Consider the following 19,456-nt stretch of genomic DNA (forward strand, 5'->3'; position numbering starts at 1 on the left):
TCAATCACATAGAATGCCGCAGACTTTAGCCCTGCTGGCGCAAATCAATGTCCATGATAGCAGCGAACATTTCAACGCTCCGCGAGCGAATTAGCGCCGCCGCTCAAGCCGCGCAGCGTGACCCGGCGTCCATCGGCCTGCTCGCAGTGAGTAAAACCAAACCGGCCGAGGCCCTGCGCGAAGCGTATGCGGCAGGTTTGCGGGACTTTGGCGAAAACTATTTGCAGGAAGCGCTGGGCAAACAGCTCGAATTGGCCGACCTGCCCTTGTGCTGGCACTTCATTGGCCCCATTCAGTCGAACAAGACTCGCGCAATCGCCGAGAACTTCGCCTGGGTACATTCAGTGGATCGCCTGAAAATCGCGCAACGCCTGTCCGAGCAACGTCCTGAAGACCTGCCACCGCTGAACATCTGCATTCAGGTCAATGTCAGTGGCGAAGCCAGCAAGTCCGGCTGTACACCCGCCGACCTGCCCGCACTGGCTGAAGCGATCAGCGCCTTGCCTCGCTTGAAACTGCGTGGCTTGATGGCGATTCCGGAACCCACTGACGACAGCGCCGAGCAAAACGCTGCATTTGCCGCTGTCAGTACGCTGCAAGCGCAACTGAACCTGCCGCTGGACACCCTTTCCATGGGCATGAGCCACGACCTGGAGGCCGCCATCGCACAAGGCGCCACCTGGGTGCGGATTGGCACAGCCCTTTTTGGCGCCCGAGACTACGGCCAGCCATGACCTCTGACCCAAGGAATCCGACATGAGCAAGACACGCATCGCCTTTATCGGCGCTGGCAACATGGCCGCCAGCCTGATCGGCGGGCTGCGCGCCCAAGGCGTGGAAGCCGACTCGATCTGCGCCAGCGACCCCGGCGCTGAAACACGCGGCAAGATCGCCGCCGAGCACGGCATCACAGTATTCGCTGACAACGCCGAAGCCGCAGATGGCGCAGACGTGGTACTGATCGCCGTCAAACCGCAAGCCATGAAAGCCGTTTGCGAAACCTTGCGTCCGAGCCTCAAGCCAAATCAACTGGTGGTGTCCATCGCCGCCGGTATCACCTGCGCCAGCATGCAAAACTGGCTGGGCGAGCAACCCATCGTGCGCTGCATGCCCAACACCCCGGCGCTATTGCGTCAGGGCGTCAGCGGCCTGTACGCCACCGAGCAAGTCAACGACGCCCAACGCGCCCAGGCCGAGCAATTGCTGTCAGCTGTCGGTATCGCGCTGTGGCTGGAAGAAGAGCAACAACTGGACGCCGTGACCGCCGTGTCCGGCAGCGGCCCGGCGTATTTCTTTCTGTTGATCGAAGCCATGACCGCAGCAGGCGTGAAACTCGGCCTGCCACAGGACGTAGCCGCGCAACTGACGATGCAAACCGCGCTGGGCGCTGCACTGATGGCCACCGGCAGCGATGTGGATGCCGCCGAGCTGCGCCGCCGCGTGACCTCGCCATCAGGCACCACGGAAGCCGCAATCAAATCATTCCAGGCCGGAGGCTTCGAAGCGTTGGTAGACACCGCGCTGACTGCCGCCGCACATCGTTCGGCAGAAATGGCCGAACAGCTGGGCAAGTAATCTTTTTAGGCCATTGAGGAGCAGACCGATGATCGGACTGAACACCGCTGCAATCTACGTGCTGCAAACCATCGGCAGTATGTATCTGTTGATCATCCTGTTGCGCTTCGTGCTGCAACTGGTCCGCGCGGACTTCTACAACCCGCTGAGCCAATTCGCGGTCAAAGCCACCCAGCCACTGCTCAAACCGCTGCGCCGCATCATCCCAAGCCTGTTCGGCCTGGACATGTCTTCGCTGATCCTGGCGATCATCGTGCAAATGATCCTGATGGCACTGACATTGCTGCTGGCCTACGGCACGACGGGCGATCCGCTGCACCTGCTGCTCTGGGCAATCATCGGCGTGACCGGTCTGTTCCTGAACATCTTCTTCTATGCCCTGATCATCAGCGTGATCCTGTCGTGGGTCGCCCCCGCCAGCCACAACCCTGGCGCACAGCTGGTCAACCAGATCACCGAACCGCTGCTGGCCCCGCTGCGCCGGATCCTGCCAAACCTCGGCGGCCTGGATATCTCGCCGATCCTGGCGTTCATGATCCTCAAGCTGCTGGACATGCTGGTCATCAACAACCTGGCCACCATGACCCAAATGCCGAGCGTACTGCGCTTGCTGATGTAATCAGCTGAGTGTGGGTTACACCTCGTTCCAACAGAGATCGCATTTCTTCTGTGGGAGCGAGGCTTGCCCGCGATAGGGTCAACAAGGTCTCAGATCATTAGCAGATCCTGGAACCAGCGCAGCATTCGACCCTTTCCTCTTAAAACTCCTCACTCCTGACATTCGAAAACTGCGAATTCCGATTCTGCAGCTTGCGCAGCGTCAGCTTGTAAACACTCGACTTGATCCGATCCCCCACCAGCGTCTCCTCCAGCCGAATCCGGCTAGACGCATAAGCACACCCGGTATCGAGCATCTTGTACTTGAGCTGGTAATACCCCACGTCCATACGCCCAAACGTAAAGCGACTGCGCGCCGGAATATACGCGTGCCGAAAATCCCGCTTGCCCGTCGCATCGGAAATCTTCGCGTACACCGCCTGCTCGCCCGCGGTGTTATCCACCGTGATCTCAGACCAGCCACCGTCGCGCGTCATCGGCATACCCGCGATGTAGCCTGCCGCAGACGGCCAAGGCGCACCCATAGGATCAACCAGCGGCGGCACACAGTCCGGCTGCCCAGGCTCGACGATCTTTACGGGAGCGTTAACAGGCACCGCTGCAGCAACCCTGGCCGCTTCAGCAACAGCCTCCGCCTTGGCCTGCGCTTCAGCCAGGATCGCCATATCGTCCACCACCGGCGGTGACGGCGGGATAAACGCCTTGCCCGCGTCCCGGTCATACCCCATCCAGGCACCCGCCCCACAAGCCACCACAAACACCGCCACCCAACGCAAACGACTGCCACGCCGCGCAGGCTTTGCTGGTTTAGCTGATTTAACTTGAGGTTTTACTGAGGGGCGAGCCTGTGCTCTCGCAGCGTTTAGCGGCGCAGCGTGCGGCCCGGCCTGACGACGCTGAGTGGCCGCCTGACGAGCCACCTGCGCATCCCGAACCAGACTGGCGTCGTACGCAGCACGCTTCTCGGGATCGGCCAACACATCATGAGCAGCGTTGACCACCGCCATCAAACCAGACGCATTGGCTGCATGATTACGATCAGGATGCAGCTGCTGCGCCAGCTTGCGGAAGGCGTGCTTGATATCCTCTGGCGAGGCATCCCGAGCGACATTGAGGTCGTCGTAATACGTGCGTGTTTTCGGCATTGAGCTTGCTATCCATTGCGACGCGACATATTACCAATCTTTACATCGCTGCAACCGCCTCACGGCCCAAGCTGAAGCCCAGCGCACAAACCAAAACAAAACCCCGCCCCACCTGACGAACCGCCCTCCAGCTTCACGCCAGAACGCCGATAACGGCTGACTCCCTCAACGCTGACGTGCCATCACAGCGCGGAGCCAACCGCTCAAGAAATTTTTAAACGAAATCAGTGAGCTAAGGTTTACAGCCAAAAAAAACTCTATATACTCAGCGCCCATCACGCCGGTATAGCTCAGTTGGTAGAGCAACTGACTTGTAATCAGTAGGTCCCGGGTTCGACTCCTGGTGCCGGCACCATACGCTACATCGAAAGAGGCTCACCGAAAGGTGGGCCTTTTTTGTGCGCGTGTGTTTTTTTCGGTGTCACTGACACCGCGCTGTCGCGCAGCAAACAGATATCAATGTGGGAGCGGTGCTTGCCCGCGATAAGAGCCACGCGGTTTAAAGGGAATTGCGGTGTTCTTATCGTCGGAATGCCGTCCAGACCAAGCACCGCTAACACAAAAAACCGCATCTATTCAGTGATTTATATTTTGTTTGATAGGAGCTGCCGAAGGCTGCGAAGGCGTCATCCAATACAACGACAAACGCCAGCGATAACTCTCTCTTGTAGGAGCCGAGCTTGCTCGCGATAGCCAGCCCAAGTACCCCGCCCAATCACTTAAACCCGAAGGACGAACCGGCCAACAACAGTCAGTGCAGGAACAGGAGCGCCAATTCATGCCAGGAATTGCAACGATTGGCACACCGATACGGTTGAGTGGTACTACGCCACCTGGAAACTCCATACAATCCCCCGTCATCTCTTCAAAGCGCCAGAAGCCCAGGACTTTCCGGAAGGAATAGGTCATTCCACGGAACATAAGGAGTAGCACCATGAGCACAGCAGATCACCCCCAAAGCACCTCGAAGTACAGCGCCAAGTGGCAGGAACGCTTCAATTTCTTTGAGACATACGGTGCGCCGAACGATCCACGGTTCAATGCCGGTCTCAAATCACTTCCTGGCGTCAGAAAGAAAATGCGGATCAACATCAATATAATTGCGTGCTTCTTTGGTCCGATCTATTTCTTCGTGCTGGGACTGTGGAAAAAGGGCCTTGCACTCCTTGGAATCATGCTCGCGACCAACGCGTTGATTCTTCTGGTATGTACTCTTTTGGAAACCGATGTGCCTTATGCGCTCGGCGGAGGGCTGGCTGCGCCCTACGCCCTGATGTATGGCCTGACCGTAAACTACGCGTACTACCTCAAGGAAGTGAAAGGCGAGCAAGGCTGGAACCCGTTCAAAGGCATACGTCTCCTCTAACGTTCAGGTGTAGCCGTGTGAGTGCCCGTACATCTGGGAGGAATAGCGGTCAGACCCCATTTTTCTTAAGGTTGCGGGTCATTGATACACAGGTTCTTCCATGTCTTACGCTTGATCCTAAGGAGGGGCATAATGTCTCCCTTTTGTAATGGATGCATGGAAGCCATGTTCAGAGCGTTATCCCTCCTGTTACTTTTGGCTGCAACTACAGGCTGCAAGAGCCCGGACCAGCCCGTGGACCAGTTCCCCAATATTGATCCGATGTTCATTGGTTTGCGATGCTCAATGATCGCCGGAGAAAAGCCCTTTGTGCTGGATAATCTTCGTTACATCGAGCGTAGCGCTGATAATGGAGATGCCACCTGCAAAGTAATTCTGGGCAAGATGTATCAGGAAGGTGGGCACGGCGTCGATCAAGATTACAGGCAGGCCCGGAAACTGTTTGTTGAGTCTGCCAAACTTGACCCAAGTAACAACATCCTGCTGGGACGGATGGCCGAGCGCGGTGAAGGTGAGCCGGTAGATTATGCAAAGGCGCGCGAGTTTTACCGTCTTGCAGGCAAGACTGCGGTAGTGCAACTGGGTCGACTAATGGAGGAAGGTAAAGGAGGGCCACAGGATTTGCCGGGTGCCTTCGCGCTTTATCTGGAGTCAGTCGATAGATATAGCGACGATGCCTGGAAGGCGGTGAGTCGCATGCGCAAACAGGGTCAACCGCTTAATCAACTACAGGCTCAGCGCTATCAACAAATCTGGTTGAGCGGCTTCATCACGCGGCAAAACAATCTTCTGGCTGTTCGGAAAGTGTTAGACAAAGTCGATGCGGCGGGCGAAGTCAGGAAACCGACTCTGTCCTATCGCTTCAAGGCCGACGGCGGTGTGCCTCAAGTCACAATGACCAAAAGCTCGGGCGATGCAACGTTAGACACGTCGATCATGGAGGCCATGTCGCGGTTCAATATGGGTGACTCTGGGCCGATAACTGATGATTCCGGCGAGTTGCAAATTATCGCACCGCTTGTATTCACGCCGAAAAATCCGACACCTGAGTTGGAGAAGCGAGAGAAAGGCCTGTAGTTGATTTTGCTGGCTACCCACTGCAGGCCTTTGGCTCGATCAATGCTACACCACGCCCGTAGAAATGAATGATGCCAAGGTTATACTGGGCAACAGGATCACCTTCCTCTGCGCGCGTGAATGCCATCTATAGCCTTGCAAGGATTTTTCCAAACACGGGGCCATCTTCATAGGGGAGGCAATAAAGACAGTGACGCTGTAGTGGCGGCGCCACAAGGTGATGATGAAAGTAACAAGAATAGTTGAAAGGAAGTCGGCAGGCTGGCTGCGCTCATTGATCGCCTTTGGCAAAGCGAGACAGAGATCAACGCCGTGCTAACCGCAGAGCAGTCCTGTGAAATCGTGCTTCGGCGGGTTTGACGACGTCATGAGGAATGGCGGATTTCTGCTACGTCAGTGTTAACGCGCACTTTATCAACGTAATGACAGCGACCCCGGTACGCCGAGACGGGCAGGAGCCAATTACGTTCATTCAGTGCGGTCCAATTTGACATTCAGCCGCTCGACCAGCGAGTGCGCCTCATGATGATCGGCCTATGCAGTTCGATTTCAACAATTCGCCATTAGTCATAATGGCACGATCATCAGCCGTACTGGAATCTTGGGCTGAGACCACAAATGCCTTTGCTTTGCTGAAGTACTGATGGAAAATGCGCGCCTACGAAAAGTCGCTGAGCGCTGCGGTAGCTCATGCAAATTTTCCAATGAATTTCCAGATGACTAACGGGGCCGTACGTGGTTAATCGCGACAACTCATTTGACTTAATTAGACATCTAGCGGCACTGACCGTATTGTTCAGCCATCATCACGCTCTTTCAGGCTTACCGGAACCTATGTTGAAGGGCTATACCTCAATGGGAGCGATTGCGGTATTAATATTCTTCGCCATCTCGGGCCTGCTGATTACGCAAAGTTTTTTTAACACTCCTAGCTTTTACAATTACATGATTAAACGAACAGCGAGGATTTTCCCCGCGTTGATTGCGTGCGCTTTTGTGATGGTTTACATCCTGGGCACAGCCTTCAGCCAGAAAGGTTTTGGCTTTACATTTAGCCTGGAAGCACTTTTGGACTTTCTGAAGGTATCGATGTTTGGCCGTGCAAACATAGGGGATATAACCGACGACTTTATCCTCAAGGATTCATTTAACGGAAGTTTATGGACACTGAAAATTGAGTTCGCCTTTTACATCGCGCTAGCGCTGGCGCTGATGGTGTTACGCAAAGCTGCCGTGCCTCTGATTATGACGTTTATTTTCTGCATAACCACCTACCTTTGCTCTGAGTCAACACACCCTCTGGCGCCAAAGTTTTTAGCGTACTCAACGACAGGTATCGCTTTCTTCGTGGGGTCTTCGCTGTTTTTCTATCGGGAAGCGTTCAGTGGCACGAAGGTAAAAATAGTGATCGCGATGTTATCAGCAGCACTGATACTGGCGTCGCTGAACACCCCGTTAGTGATGATACTTGCGAGTATAGGTGTCAGTCTTCTGGCGTTGTCCGTCGGGACGCTTTACAAAGATCGAATAATCAAATCCCGATTTGATATCTCTTACGGTATGTACCTTTACGCCTACCCTATTCAGCAGCTTATGATTAATAAGACGACATTAAGTTTCTACGCCTCAATGCTGGCAACTGTTGTAGTGGTTACCGCTCTGGCCACCCTGTCGTGGCTACTCATAGAAAAGCCAGCGTTGAATTACGCGCATCGGAAAACGCGTACTCGGCTAAATGCAGAAGCTGGCGCGTAGGCTTGGCTCATGTCAAAACTTTCAGAAACAACCTACGCCTCCAAAACCCGTGATCTGTGGGATGTTTCTGAAAATTAAGGATATGCTCTGCTCCCGCTTTTAGATGCCTTGCCCGCGATGCAGTTAATCACTTTAAGGCTTCGTAAGACAACGTGCATCCCCCGTCGGCTCCGCGCAGTTCAGCGCGTGGGCTTTCCTGAGCATTGGAAGACTAAAGCTAAAGGATGTAGTCCGAGGATAGGTAGGCGTTGCAGCGCTCTCCTCGACTCGCCGCCTACCGCCAGTCAAATCCCCGATACCACCCAACAATCAGAAACAACCTTCAGCCCCAAATCCCTAGCTGTGTAGGACCTTTCTGAAAATTCAGGATATGCTCTGCGTCCGCTTGTAGATGCCTGACGGGGCGACTACCTTCCTGCCTGTCGTTGATTTCAACGATCGGGTTTAGTCGCCCGCCTAATGTCTGGTCGCAGTGCGGTCCACCTTCATTGCCCGTGTCCCACGACACGGATGATGGCGCTATATGGTGGCTGTGCAAGGGGCACCTTCGGGTGCGCCGGGCTGCCCGACTCCCGGTCGACTAACCCGCGCACAGCCGCCACCCTTTGTTTAGTCGCAAAGAGTGAGGGCTCAACTATGTCGGGAGAGTCACCATGATCAGATCCACGCCACATCCCCCTGCTACGCCCATCAAGCAAAATCTCGTCAGTAACAGCAACCTGGGCAACCTCAGCCTGTTCACTGTAAAGCCAGACATCAAGATCGAAGACGCGCTGGTTCTGGCATCGGAATACCTAAGCTGCGCCGCCGCTACGGCGTATGAAACAGCAGACAACAGCACGCTGGAATTTCGTCCGTTGGCGAGATCGGTTGTGCATCAGATCGAGGCGGCTCGAGCGTTGGTTGAGGCTTCGGTGGCGGGGTTGGAGGAGACGCGGAAAGCAAAGTAGCCCAGCGCTCATGAGTTTCTGTGGATGCGCGTGTCTCATCGGCTGATTGGACACGCGTTGCGTCAGTTACGGGTGCGTACGCCCTATTGCGACTGACGTAATCGACCATCAGCTAACACTGGTTGGCAAGCTGATATGTTTTGAGATCCTGGCAATTGTCTCTTGCGGGGCCACGATGTGATTGGCCAGTGGTATGTCCATCCACGTCCCCCAAAGGTTCTCGCTGAGCCTGGAGACACTGTCGGCCTCTCCACCGGGATGCTCAACTTCCTCCCACTCACTTTTAATATCAACGGATGAACCCGGTACCAACCAGTAAAGATAGATGCGCAAAGCGGGTTCAGCATCGGGTAGGTTAGCGGGAGCAGGCTCGCCTTTAGGTGAACGCTGGCCAGGCAATATTGCGGGGTCCGTATGAAGTCGTAACTCAATGAAAACCGGGTCAGTAGTATCGCTGCGAACGTAAAGAAATTGTGAGGCGACCAGCGGGAGATAATCCCAGCCCCATTTTCGTGATGGCTTGGTTGATCCCATGCACGGCCGGTCGAATGCGATGGGTGACCAATACCAGAAGTGAGCGCCGAAGTTCGCGCTGATATCATCCAGCGACGGCAAAATCCGCTGGTAAAAACCGGCCAGAAGACGATGCGAACGCTGCACCTGATTTACGAGGACGGTGGCCTGCTCATGACTTACATCCATTTAATTTGTCCTTTTACTTGCATCGTAAGTGCGAATTTCTGAATCAGTAAAAATGCTATAGCAACCAGACTTTCACCTGATCACCCATCGTCCTAGCGAGGCAAAGCTATCGTCCAGTTCGTAAGGTGAGCCGCACAGCGGCAGCAAATCGCTGAATGGGGCCTTAGGAGGTGCCATCCCGAACAGCTGAAAAGCATCCAGCCAGTCACTGAAAATACGGGCATCACGCCCGTCCATCTGGTGGACGGGTTGATTGATACCCTCCAACAACTGCTCCCATTCACAGCAGAAAACCTGCAGTCGCAGTCGCTCAAATTCATTTTCCAGCGTCTTCTTGGTGCTTCGCCACTCCAGCATGTTGCGACCAAGCGCCAGTAGCACGATGGCCTTGCCGTCATCGTTGCTTTTACGAAGAGCCTCAACTTCTTGGCGCCACTGCTGAATAGATTGTTCGCCGCCGAATGGTGGTTTCACTTCTACCAATAACAGATGTTCATCGAACTCAATGACGACATCAGGCTCGACGTACTTACGGCCAGTAGGCCCGTCCAGCTTTGGCCAAAACTGTACTTCCCGGAGCGGTCCAAATGCTGCCGCCAGCGTGCTCCCAACCAGGAGGCTCCATATGGCGTTACAGGCCTCATCGGAAAGGTACGGCAGTCGCCCGAAAAATACCGAGGTCAGCAAATCCTCACGCTTGCGAAACAGTTCACGCCAGGTAATGGGCAGTCCATCCATTTCTACCTGTGCAGCCTTTCCATGAAGGATAGCGGTCAGCATTTAATTATCCCTTTACAGTTCAGCATTCCAAAATCGCCATTGATCAAGGTATGTAGTTTGGAAATTGGCTGGAGAATTCGAGAGGTATTTGCGCTGAGATACTTTTCCAGAAGGGCCGAAGAAGTAGCGCAGGCACGCTGGAACCTCTCATATGATTATGGACAGAGACATAGTTACTCATTTGACCAATATGAAGCAGCAACTCCAATACCGAAGCCGGGGACTTGATTGGAAAAAAAGCAGCCATTGGCAGATTGAATTTTTCATTAACGTCAAGATTCATTATTTTCACGAGGATTTTTTCAGCTTGCTGGGCGCTGAATCCTTGGACTTTCCAGTAACCTTTGAAAACCGCAAAAACATAAAAATAATCTGAGTAGTAATAGTTGATTTCCATACCTTCACTGAACGGCGCTGTATCATCAAATACTTGAAGCAGGACCCCGCCACCTCCACCCTCGAGGCCACAGAGATGCCCGTGAACCTTCAAGTCAAACTCATTCTGCATGGCCAATTTAGGTTGAAACAAACCTGCCTGTATTTTCCAGCTAGAAGTTTTTGCGTGCGTGCCCTTGGTCTTTAACTGAAGAGGCAAATATGAAAACCTGTGTTCGATATTTATATCGTAACCAGTCTCATCTATTTCCGGCGTATTAAAAAGCACACGGGCACTATAGTTCAGGGCATGGACACGCATGAGGAACTTAAGTCTATCGGTCATCAAACGCTCTCGTTGCGTCATGAATTCTGGCCGCGCTGATACATTAACCATAAGCATCCTTATCCTGTTTAGCCCTTGCAATTGCCTGAAGTCGGGGCGTAGTGTTAATGGAAACGGCGCACAACTTATTGGCGATCAGCCAAACAAACCGCGCTGCCAATGATCTTCCCCCACAATCGCAATTGGCACACCGGCCTCTCGCAACTCAACAGCCCTCATGATCTTGGTTCCGTAGGTACTGTGCCGCCATTGCTCATTGCCAATACTGCCAACTACAAGATAGTGCACCTTCTTGCTGACCCCAGAGCCGATCAGAGCGCCACGCGCTTCAATCAGTGCCTCGCACTCTTTGCGTGGTCCGTAAGCCATGACACCGGTAAACACAAACATCTTGCCTGCCCATTCCAGATCCGGCACAGGGGCATTGAATGGTAGATCGTTGGGCGCGACAAAACCTGATGTTGCTTGCTTGGGAGCATCAAGCGACAGGCCAGCAAAGCTGTGAAGAATACTGAGAAGTTCAAACGACTCATCGGCATCCAGGACTTGATCCTGAAGCATGTGTGAAAGCCGAGAGTAGAGAAGGTTGATCACCGGATCCTCAAGATGAGCGACGTTAGTTCGTAGCCAATTCTGAAGAAACTGCGCCTCGCTGGTGGTGATAACCCCGTCAGCCGTGAGACCCGCGGCCAGCCCCACCAATGCATCGGCAGCGCGCCGGTCAATACGCGCGCGGTGGAAAAACTTACTGTTTTCGAATTCGCTATGTAGATCCATTACTGCCCGCCTCGCTAGCTAATGGCTCCGTGCCATTCCGAGTTGAGACTATCCGACTGGCGTTATGAATGGAAGCCGCTCTCATTATGGGTAATCCAGTCACGGATGTAGGCAAGAACCTGGCTCGCACCCTCTGCGGTGTTGGCTAAGTCTATGGGCCGCTTGCCCTCCAGATATGGATTCGGTTGCTCCATCCATTTGTGCGCAGCAGCTCTATTGCCTCGGATCGGGATTGCAAGTTCTAAAATTTCTTTCATTAAGTGTGGTTGTGCATACCAGGATTCAGGCTTGGTCGTAGGGCGCTTGCCTGGTATCACGCGTGGCAACTGGCAGGCGGCAAGCTCATTGAGAGTGATGTGCCGTCGAGTCCAGTGTGCAAGCTTCACAAGGTCAGTGTTGGGTAGTCGAGTGTGATCTGTCGTAGGAACAACTACACCGATCCTTACGCACGTGTGAGCTCTGATCATGCTGAGCGCTGGTGCGATATCCGTATCGTTCGTGACAATAACGGCGTGATCTATTTGCCCCGTGATAGCGTCATGGTAAGCATGCAACGCAAGGTTAACGTCACTTTGCTTCTCTTCGACCTTCCAGGCAAGGATGTCATGACATTCACGAGGAAGACGAAAGGGATGCTCAGAGTCGACTACCCTTACCTTCATTTTGTTGACGGCATAATACCCCTCGATCAACTCAATTCGGCCAGCATAAAGCTTTCGTAACGCCGTATGGTATCGAGCTTGAGAAGACACAGAATCAGGCGCCCGCGCAACGGACTCAACGATTTTCGCGGTGAATAGCTTGATGGTGTGGAAGGGTAAAAGTGAGGACTGCGCAATTCGGCCCTCATCATCTCTGACCAGTGCTGACGGCAGGATGTGCTTTTCGAAAAGGGGCAGCAGGTCTAGCCATTTATAGGGCGTCCCCTTCAAGCAGCCGTAGTAAAAGTTGTAGCCATCAATATAGATGCGAGTGCGCAGCTGCCCCGGCTCAAGCAGTCCCTGCATATTCCATACTCCAGATACGAAAAAACCGGCTTTCGCCGGCTTTTTCCCCCTCCAACCAGATGGTCGAGCCACGCCGGTCGTGAGGGTTAGTTGTTGCGCGCAGTATCGCGCAGTACTGCACTGCATGCAAATTCGAGCACCTCTGCAAAAACTGCCGGGATGCCTGACCTCAGTGTGTTGCCGTAAGGATACAGAAACGTTCGAAAATAACCGTCATCCTTCTCGACCATAGCTTGTAAGACCGTTCTGAATCTAGTGAGTCAACGGAAAGCAACTCCGTTGCGGACGCTCTGCCGTCCAGTCATCCGCCTACCACTTCGAAAGAAGTAGCCTGCCCTCACGAAATATTCGGAATTATCCGACAGACTCGATCCAGCATCATTGAAACCATATGCCCTTGACTCACAAGGACATTGAAATGCTGATTCAGAATCCGAAACTGCCGATTCCTGGCAAAAACCTTTTGAAGATCGCCGCGCCCTCTTTACTGCTGGTGGCCGCTATCCCCCTTCTGTTCAACACGATGTTCTTCTACAACGAAGCTGGCTTCATGACGCATGTGCGGACGATCTTCGGGGACGAGAAAGTCGTCGACGAGGTCGGTTACGCCACGAAATGGTTTGGTCGGGCAACTACCTGGAAAAAAGCCATCAGCGTCCAGTCTGTACTGGTAGTCGACAAGGACGATAGCAACCCTGAAAACGATGCCTTGGGTGCAACGATTGAAACGTTTCCTATCGTGTTCCTGGGTAACGTCGACGCCAAGGTGGAGTCGGCCGCCAGATTTCGTTTACCCGGTGGAGATTCATTTCTGACCATTGCGCAGGAATACAGAAACCCGGACAACTTTATCCGTAGCGCACTACTGCCAGCGCTCAAGGAAACATTGCAGGCAACGGCATCGTTAATGACCGCAGACGATTACTACGCAGGTGCCAGAAGTGAATTTGCTGCCGAGTTCGAGAACCAACTGAATGACGGTCTCTATCTGATAAAACGTAGGGAGATTCGCTCTCCAAAAGGAGACCTTCCGCAGCAGACCGCAATCCTGCAGGCAGGTACGGATCAGGGTAACTTCGGGCATAACAGCGGCAGCCAGTACATCACTGAAAAGGTCACAGATAGCAAAAACATCCCGATTCGTAAGCAGCAACAATTTCGTCGCTTCGGCGTTGAAGTTGTTGAGGCCCGAATCATGAACATTGATCCTAACCCTCAATACAAGCAGCGCATGCTCAAGGTGCAACAGGCCTTGGCCGAACTGGCCGTTGCGCGACAAAATCGTTTGAAGGAGGAAGAAGAAAAGCGTCTTGTGACAGCACGGGGCGAGAAAGAAGTGGAAGCCAAACGGCAGGAAACACTCCGTGATCAGATTGAGCGAACTACCCAGGCTGAGACTGACAAGCAGCTAACGGTAATCAACGCAGAACGGGAGCGTCGTCGGGCCGAGATTGAAAAGCAGACAGCAGAGTTACTACGCGACAAAGCGACGACCAATGCAGAGGCCACCAAGATCACCGCAAACGCTGAGGCGCATGCTCGTGAGGCAACCCTGAAAGCCGATGGCGCGCTGCAGTCCAAACTGGACGCACTTATCGAGATAAACAAAGCGTGGGCTCAAGCCGCAGCTCAAGCCGCTGTACCAAGCGTCATGATGGGAGGCAGTCAGCAAGGCTCCATGGGGCGGCAGGATGAAATGAGCCAACTCATGGGTGTACTTGCCGGTAAGGCCGCGCGCGATATGGCGTTGGATCTGAAATTGAATAAGTAAGCTGGAGCCAGTGCAAGGAGGCTTATTTCGGCTGGCTTCAGATCAGCAAGCGTAAGCCGGGACCAATATAAGAATTGTTGACTACAAGGACAGCCTTGTCAGCAAGCCTCCTGCACTGAAGCAGAACAACCTGTACACCGACGACTTCCCTTCATGTGACCCGATTGGACTTGGGTCTTCGCAGCTCCGCCGACAAATTTTCTGCTATTTGTAGTCGGCTTCCGTGTTAAGTAATCAGACTGCAGATTGGAACCAGTATGGGGTTGGCGAAATAGACACCGCACGCCAGTTTTCGACTCAATGCTCTGTCAGAACCATCGCTTTCGCGAACAAGTTCGCTCCTACCGGGGAGTTGTTCGCCGTTGGGTTTCAGCGTTTGCTTAACCCATGTCCCAGAAACCACCCATCAATCATCCCCCGCAACACCTCCCCCGAAAAACTCGCGAAGTGGCCGCCATGTACCGTGCGCACCGGCAGTTTGCGTAACCGCTCCAGGCTGGCGGCGTAGTCATTCAGGTCCGAGTGGTAGGCATCTTCGATCAGGGGCCCGTCGTAGATGATGTCGCCGCTGAACAGGGTTTGGGTCTTGGCTTCCCACAGGCTGATGCCGCCGGGCGAGTGGCCTGGGGTGTGGAGGACTTTGAGTACGCGGTCGCCCAGGTCAAGCACGTCGCCTTCGTCGATGAGGCGTGTAGCGGGTGCGGCTTTGACCTGGTATTCGGCGTAGCACAGCGGGCAGTCGGGGTGGGCTTCGAACATGTCGTCGCCGACATAGGCATCGGCCAGGGTCGATGCTCGCGTGGGATCAGCGAGGATGTCGGCTTCGGCTGGGTGCACCAGGCGCTCGGCAAATTCGTGGTGCCCGGCGATGTGGTCGAAGTGGGTGTGGCTGGCCACGGCGAGCAGCGGCCGGTCGGTGAGCCAGGGCAGTTGCTCGCGCAGGCTGACCACGCCAGAGCCGGTGTCGACCAGCACATCACGGTCACGGCCCTGTATGTGCCAAAGGTTGCAGCGGTAATACGGGCGCACCCACGGCTCGTGGATCAGGCTGATGCCATCGGCGCGCTTCTGTACTTCAAACCACTGGTCGCGGGTGACGATTTTCACGGTTCTACGCTCAGGTTGCCCGGTATTGCGCGCTCGGCGCTTGGCGAAGTGGTGCGGTGCGGCCCGTAAACGGCCGCGGGCTCGGGGAACAACTGTAGCAGGCCGAGGTAGAGCACGGCGGCGAGGCCGAGGGTGATCGGCAGGCTTATGTCGATACCGCCCGCCAGCTCACCAAAAGTGCCAACGAACTGCCCCGGCAGGTTGACGAAGGCGAGGCCAATCAGCGCGCTGGGAATCCAGGCGCCGAGGCCGCGCCAGTTCCAGCCGTGATGAAACCAGTAGCGGCCGCCGCGCTCCCCACGGGTGAAGACTTGCAGGTCCGCAGGGTCGTACCAGCCACGGCGTTTTATCAGGCCGATGATCATGATGATGATCCACGGGCTGGTGCAGGTGATGATCAGCACGGCGAAGGTGGACATGCTCTGCACCAGGTTGAAGCTGAAGCGTCCGACAAAAATAAAGATGATCGACAGCACGCCAATCAGCACGGTGGCTTGTGCGCGGCTGAGCAGGCGTGGTGCGAGGCTCGACATGTCGAGGCCGGTGCCATACAGCGAAGTACCACCGGTGGACAGCCCACCGATGATGGCGATCAGGCAAACCGGCAGGAAGAACCAGCCCGGCGAAATCGCCAGCAGGCCGCCGACATAGTTGTTCTGGGCGATGTAGTCCGGCGCTTGCACAGCGACGATGGTGGCGGTGACGAGGCCAAAGAAGAAAGGAATGAAGGTCGCGATCTGCGCGAACATCACGGCGGCCATGATGCGCAGCTTTGGTGTTTCACGGGGGATGTAGCGCGCCCAGTCACCGAGGAAAGCACCGAACGACACCGGGTTGCTCATAGCGACCAGAGCCGAGCCAATGAAGGCTGCCCAGAAGCCCGGTTGCCCATGGCTGACGCTGCCCGCGTAGCTGCCATCGAACGGCCCAGCGAAAGCGAAGATGCCCAGCAGGAACAACAGGCTGGAAGCGGTCACCGCCACTTTGTTCACCGCCAATAGTTGGCGAATGCCGTAGATGCAGACGATCAGAACCAGCAGCGCGAACAAGCCGTAAGCGATGCCGAGACTGAAGTTGTTTTCGGGCAGGTCGAACAGGCGCTTGGCACCACCGATCAGTGCGTCGCCTGAGCTCCACACTGACAGCGAGAAGAAAGCGATGGCGGTCAGCAAGGAAAGGAATGAGCCGACGACACGTCCGTGTACGCCGAAATGCGCCCCGGAAGAAACAGCGTTGTTGGTGCCATTGAGCGGCCCGAACAGGCCCATGGGCGCAAGGATCATCGCCCCCAGCAACACGCCGAGCACGATGGCGTAGACGCTGGCTTCAAAGGACAAACCAAACAGCACCGGAAAGCTACCCAGTACCGCCGTAGAGAACGTATTGCTGCCGCCGAAGATCATGCGGAACAGGTCAAAAGGCGTCGCCGTGCGTTCGCTGTCAGGAATCTGTTCGACGCCGAAACTCTCGATCCGGGTTGGGTGGGATTCGCTCATGTTGCCGCCTCTCAATGCCTGTCACGGTTTTTATCGAAACGCCTGCTCGGGCCGTTTCATTTGTTTTTCCTGTCGGGCTCGCAGGATGTGTGGGCAGTGCAAAATCTACCTTGAACATGGCCAGCCTTCTTATTGGAATACAGGCGTGGCCGCGCTCTGCCCGGACGAACCAAGGGCAGAACGAGTAGAGAGTGTTCAAAGGCGAGGCGGAGTTAAATCTGTGGTAGCAAATATTTAGTTCAGGATTTGCTGAAGTAATGGAGGGAGTCTGTCATTTGTCTTTCCAAGGCTGAGGTTAGTCGAGAAAGCGGCATTCCTGGCGATTGATCTTCAGCGCATGCTCCGGCCTCTTCCCGGCTAAAGCCATTCCCACGGATGGTGCATCAAGGCGCCCCAAACATCATGGTCCAGTACACCCCGGCCTGGCTGTTCGGGTTGGTGGCATACGCCGCGCCGACCTCGGTGAACATCGGGTTCATCAGGTTGGCGCAGTGGCCCGGGCTGGCCAGCCAGCCTTGCATGGCCTTATCGGCCGCCCCTTGACTGCTGGCGATGTTTTCACCGACCTGACGCCCGTTGTAGCCCGCCGCGCGGGCGCGGTCTTTGGCGACATCGCCATTGGGGTCTTGATGGGAGAAGTAACCGCCGCTGGCCATCGACTGGCTGTGCCTCAGCGCGGCGTTTTCCAACGTGGCATTCCATGTCAGAGGCCGCGCAGCGGCGTAGGGTTGGCGACCACACATGCGCGGCTTTGCGCGCGCCGCGTTGACCTGAGCCAATAGCGCTCTGCCCGCCGATTGCTGATCGCCCAGATGACCATCGAGCAACGGCTTGGCCAATACCAGTCGCCACTCCCGACCCGACTGAGTGATGCCGATGTCGGCGTATTGGCTGTCCAGCAAAGCGCCACAGTAGCGACTCTGCAGCATGGCAAACGCGCCTTTGGCATCCTGAGCGCCGACCAACCGAATGCTGCGCACCGCCACGGCCCGATAACCGGAAGCCTTCAAGGTGTTGCGCATGTCGCCCGCAAAACCGATGGGCAGCGCCAGATCCTGCCTCAACTCCAGCGGCGATAACCCACGCACCGCCCGCCCCTCACAACGTGAAGGCTGTGCGCGATAGTCGTTGATAATCGAGACCAGTTGCTGCGTCTCGCCTGCATGAACGTGGCTGGCGAGCAGTGGGATTAAGGCGATGAAGCAGAGCGAGGTGAAGCGAGAAATCAGGCGCATGGGACGGGCTGCTCTGATGATCGAAATCGGGCGCTGATCTGACTGGGGAATTGGGAACAAGTTCGTGAGGGGCGCTGCTCAGCCGTACTCACCGATCTGGCTCTTCGATCAGGTACTGCTCAAGAGCAATATTCTTCTGCCTTAAAAAATCATTCAAAAATTCCGCGTCCACTGCATGCAGAAGCGTAACCACATCACGAATCTTCCAGTGATAGTCCTCGGGATGATCAATGATGCTCACCAGATGAGTTCTCAACGCAGACAGGTACTCCGTCATTCCACGTTCTTTGACCAGCCAGAACATACCGGCTATTTGAAAAGGCTGAGTGTTGGACAGCGCAATTATTTTTGAAACCAGAGGATAGATATCCTTCCTGGCTTGCTCCCCCTTCCCCTCGTCAGACTGAATCGCCCAATACCGGGTTAACGCGGCGAGGTTATGTTTTTGAGTGTTATCAAAACCATGAAGCTGGTGATCAATGAAGCCCCCCTTCAGCTCATCGATAAAAACCGCGAGATGCGGCAACGCATGTTGAAAACCCCAATTGACGAGCAGTTTCGCAGCCTCGTAACGGACATTCTCATCGGCGCTGTTCAATAGCGCGTTGACCTTCTCAATGCGTTCTTTCGGGATGTCCTCCAGATCAAGATCCGTGGCATCCACAGCGTAATCAGCACTGGCTGGCACACCATGCAAGGTCTGATATACCTCGCTGCTCGTGTCTATGCGCCTGGTTGGGGACGTTGCCTTGGCTGGCGCATTATTACCAACCGGTATCTGGTTTACGACGATGGTGGACGCGGCCATGTCGCCGATCCGCTTTTGCGAATCAAAGAATATGAACACCCAATCGATGAATAATAAAAGCAGCTTCATCAGGTTGCGCACGAAAGACTGAAGGTAGCCGCAAGGGACGAGGTTCTGCTCGTCCATCACGACGATTTTCATCACCTTTTTTCCGACACTTTGGCCGTTCCATATGGCATCGGCAAAAAGAAGATATGCGTAGGCCAGCGGCGCCAGAATAACGCCCAAAGCTGGCGAGATAAGCAGAAGCGGTACGGCGCATACAGCAACGATCAAGCTGGCGGCGAGTACGTCGATAGTCTGCGCGAAGAGTCGACGCCAAGGGCTGGCTAAGACATACGTCGTTGCGCCATGGGTGAATTGTCGGGGCTTGTGCATCACCTTTTGCCTTGATCATGATTGCCAGCAAATGACCTGATCTGCTGTATCCGGCCTGTCTGACTCAAGATGCTTTTCATGTACAGCTTTCCCGGATTAATTCCAGACTCAGGAAACATGAATATTCACCTCCATGGGAAATACAGAACAATCCGAGCGGGCAAAATAGAGTTTAGAAACGCGGGATA

Annotated in this window: 18 protein-coding genes and 1 tRNA gene; 9 read left to right on the top strand and 10 right to left on the bottom strand. The window is 54.8% G+C overall.

Annotated elements, in window-relative coordinates; all coding sequences use genetic code 11:
• The first annotated feature begins 47 nt into the window (after positions 1–47).
• The 3 genes from CKW31_RS02230 to CKW31_RS02240 are packed head-to-tail and all read left to right on the top strand — an operon-like array spanning position 48 to position 2,194.
• A complete protein-coding gene (locus CKW31_RS02230) occupies positions 48–734 on the top strand; it encodes a YggS family pyridoxal phosphate-dependent enzyme (protein ID WP_095092816.1) in 687 nt (228 codons plus the stop codon).
• Between the two features lie 22 nt (positions 735–756).
• The gene (gene proC / locus CKW31_RS02235; protein WP_095092817.1) at positions 757–1,575 is read left to right on the top strand and encodes a pyrroline-5-carboxylate reductase; all 819 of its coding nucleotides are present in this window, start codon (positions 757–759) and stop codon (positions 1,573–1,575) included.
• A gap of 28 nt (positions 1,576–1,603) precedes the next feature.
• Positions 1,604–2,194, top strand: a complete 591-nt coding sequence (locus CKW31_RS02240; RefSeq protein WP_095092818.1) for a YggT family protein — start codon at positions 1,604–1,606, stop codon at positions 2,192–2,194.
• A gap of 139 nt (positions 2,195–2,333) precedes the next feature.
• Here the strand turns inward: CKW31_RS02240 and CKW31_RS02245 are convergent, their stop codons facing one another.
• Entirely contained in the window at positions 2,334–3,338 is a 1,005-nt protein-coding gene (locus tag CKW31_RS02245; RefSeq protein WP_095092819.1) for a J domain-containing protein, read from the bottom strand.
• A 279-nt stretch (positions 3,339–3,617) separates the two neighbouring features.
• Here CKW31_RS02245 and CKW31_RS02250 point away from each other — a divergent pair.
• The 5 genes from CKW31_RS02250 to CKW31_RS02270 all read left to right on the top strand — a co-directional run bounded on the left by CKW31_RS02250 (position 3,618) and on the right by CKW31_RS02270 (position 8,486).
• Positions 3,618–3,693, top strand: a tRNA-Thr gene (locus CKW31_RS02250).
• A gap of 579 nt (positions 3,694–4,272) precedes the next feature.
• On the top strand, positions 4,273–4,704 hold the full coding sequence (locus CKW31_RS02255; RefSeq protein ID WP_095092820.1) for a DUF2628 domain-containing protein: 432 nt from the start codon (positions 4,273–4,275) through the stop codon (positions 4,702–4,704).
• A 234-nt stretch (positions 4,705–4,938) separates the two neighbouring features.
• A complete protein-coding gene (locus CKW31_RS02260; protein ID WP_176469759.1) occupies positions 4,939–5,781 on the top strand; it encodes a tetratricopeptide repeat protein in 843 nt (280 codons plus the stop codon).
• Between the two features lie 735 nt (positions 5,782–6,516).
• Entirely contained in the window at positions 6,517–7,536 is a 1,020-nt protein-coding gene (locus tag CKW31_RS02265) for an acyltransferase (protein ID WP_095092822.1), read from the top strand.
• A gap of 653 nt (positions 7,537–8,189) precedes the next feature.
• The gene (locus CKW31_RS02270; protein WP_095092823.1) at positions 8,190–8,486 is read left to right on the top strand and encodes a DUF6124 family protein; all 297 of its coding nucleotides are present in this window, start codon (positions 8,190–8,192) and stop codon (positions 8,484–8,486) included.
• A gap of 108 nt (positions 8,487–8,594) precedes the next feature.
• Here the strand turns inward: CKW31_RS02270 and CKW31_RS02275 are convergent, their stop codons facing one another.
• The 5 genes from CKW31_RS02275 to CKW31_RS02295 all read right to left on the bottom strand — a co-directional run bounded on the left by CKW31_RS02275 (position 8,595) and on the right by CKW31_RS02295 (position 12,473).
• Entirely contained in the window at positions 8,595–9,188 is a 594-nt protein-coding gene (locus CKW31_RS02275) for a hypothetical protein (protein WP_095092824.1), read from the bottom strand.
• 72 nt (positions 9,189–9,260) lie between these two features.
• Complete coding sequence (locus CKW31_RS02280; protein WP_095092825.1) at positions 9,261–9,968, bottom strand: hypothetical protein; 708 nt, start codon at positions 9,966–9,968, stop codon at positions 9,261–9,263.
• Between the two features lie 43 nt (positions 9,969–10,011).
• On the bottom strand, positions 10,012–10,689 hold the full coding sequence (locus tag CKW31_RS02285; protein ID WP_141230107.1) for a hypothetical protein: 678 nt from the start codon (positions 10,687–10,689) through the stop codon (positions 10,012–10,014).
• 135 nt (positions 10,690–10,824) lie between these two features.
• Entirely contained in the window at positions 10,825–11,466 is a 642-nt protein-coding gene (locus tag CKW31_RS02290) for a BRCT domain-containing protein (protein WP_095092827.1), read from the bottom strand.
• A gap of 62 nt (positions 11,467–11,528) precedes the next feature.
• A complete protein-coding gene (locus CKW31_RS02295) occupies positions 11,529–12,473 on the bottom strand; it encodes an antitoxin Xre/MbcA/ParS toxin-binding domain-containing protein (RefSeq protein WP_095092828.1) in 945 nt (314 codons plus the stop codon).
• Between the two features lie 418 nt (positions 12,474–12,891).
• On the opposite strand from CKW31_RS02295, the gene CKW31_RS02300 reads away from it, so the two are divergent.
• On the top strand, positions 12,892–14,244 hold the full coding sequence (locus CKW31_RS02300; RefSeq protein ID WP_095092900.1) for an SPFH domain-containing protein: 1,353 nt from the start codon (positions 12,892–12,894) through the stop codon (positions 14,242–14,244).
• A 369-nt stretch (positions 14,245–14,613) separates the two neighbouring features.
• Here the strand turns inward: CKW31_RS02300 and CKW31_RS02305 are convergent, their stop codons facing one another.
• From CKW31_RS02305 to CKW31_RS02320, 4 genes are all read right to left on the bottom strand, one after another.
• Entirely contained in the window at positions 14,614–15,351 is a 738-nt protein-coding gene (locus CKW31_RS02305; RefSeq protein WP_095092829.1) for an MBL fold metallo-hydrolase, read from the bottom strand.
• The gene (locus CKW31_RS02310; protein ID WP_095092830.1) at positions 15,348–16,847 is read right to left on the bottom strand and encodes a cytosine permease; all 1,500 of its coding nucleotides are present in this window, start codon (positions 16,845–16,847) and stop codon (positions 15,348–15,350) included. Before CKW31_RS02310 ends, CKW31_RS02305 begins: the two co-directional genes overlap by 4 nt.
• Before the next feature lie 383 nt (positions 16,848–17,230).
• The gene (locus tag CKW31_RS02315) at positions 17,231–18,082 is read right to left on the bottom strand and encodes a CAP domain-containing protein (RefSeq protein ID WP_095092831.1); all 852 of its coding nucleotides are present in this window, start codon (positions 18,080–18,082) and stop codon (positions 17,231–17,233) included.
• Positions 18,083–18,170: 88 nt separating this feature from the next.
• Positions 18,171–19,268 (bottom strand): RDD family protein, encoded by a 1,098-nt coding sequence (locus CKW31_RS02320; RefSeq protein WP_095092832.1) that lies wholly within the window; start codon positions 19,266–19,268, stop codon positions 18,171–18,173.
• Positions 19,269–19,456 lie beyond the last annotated feature (188 nt).

It is taken from the genome of Pseudomonas sp. Irchel 3A5, assembly GCF_900187575.1.
Classification (GTDB): domain Bacteria; phylum Pseudomonadota; class Gammaproteobacteria; order Pseudomonadales; family Pseudomonadaceae; genus Aquipseudomonas; species Aquipseudomonas folii.

Coding starts and splice junctions, on each gene's coding strand:
- CKW31_RS02230 (WP_095092816.1), top strand. CDS start 48: ATGTCCATGATAGCAGCGAACATTTCAACGCTCCGCGAGCGAATTAGC.
- proC (WP_095092817.1), top strand. CDS start 757: ATGAGCAAGACACGCATCGCCTTTATCGGCGCTGGCAACATGGCCGCC.
- CKW31_RS02240 (WP_095092818.1), top strand. CDS start 1,604: ATGATCGGACTGAACACCGCTGCAATCTACGTGCTGCAAACCATCGGC.
- CKW31_RS02245 (WP_095092819.1), bottom strand. CDS start 3,338: ATGCCGAAAACACGCACGTATTACGACGACCTCAATGTCGCTCGGGAT.
- CKW31_RS02255 (WP_095092820.1), top strand. CDS start 4,273: ATGAGCACAGCAGATCACCCCCAAAGCACCTCGAAGTACAGCGCCAAG.
- CKW31_RS02270 (WP_095092823.1), top strand. CDS start 8,190: ATGATCAGATCCACGCCACATCCCCCTGCTACGCCCATCAAGCAAAAT.
- CKW31_RS02275 (WP_095092824.1), bottom strand. CDS start 9,188: ATGGATGTAAGTCATGAGCAGGCCACCGTCCTCGTAAATCAGGTGCAG.
- CKW31_RS02280 (WP_095092825.1), bottom strand. CDS start 9,968: ATGCTGACCGCTATCCTTCATGGAAAGGCTGCACAGGTAGAAATGGAT.
- CKW31_RS02285 (WP_141230107.1), bottom strand. CDS start 10,689: ATGACCGATAGACTTAAGTTCCTCATGCGTGTCCATGCCCTGAACTAT.
- CKW31_RS02290 (WP_095092827.1), bottom strand. CDS start 11,466: ATGGATCTACATAGCGAATTCGAAAACAGTAAGTTTTTCCACCGCGCG.
- CKW31_RS02295 (WP_095092828.1), bottom strand. CDS start 12,473: ATGCAGGGACTGCTTGAGCCGGGGCAGCTGCGCACTCGCATCTATATT.
- CKW31_RS02300 (WP_095092900.1), top strand. CDS start 12,892: ATGCTGATTCAGAATCCGAAACTGCCGATTCCTGGCAAAAACCTTTTG.
- CKW31_RS02310 (WP_095092830.1), bottom strand. CDS start 16,847: ATGAGCGAATCCCACCCAACCCGGATCGAGAGTTTCGGCGTCGAACAG.
- CKW31_RS02315 (WP_095092831.1), bottom strand. CDS start 18,082: ATGCGCCTGATTTCTCGCTTCACCTCGCTCTGCTTCATCGCCTTAATC.
- CKW31_RS02320 (WP_095092832.1), bottom strand. CDS start 19,268: ATGCACAAGCCCCGACAATTCACCCATGGCGCAACGACGTATGTCTTA.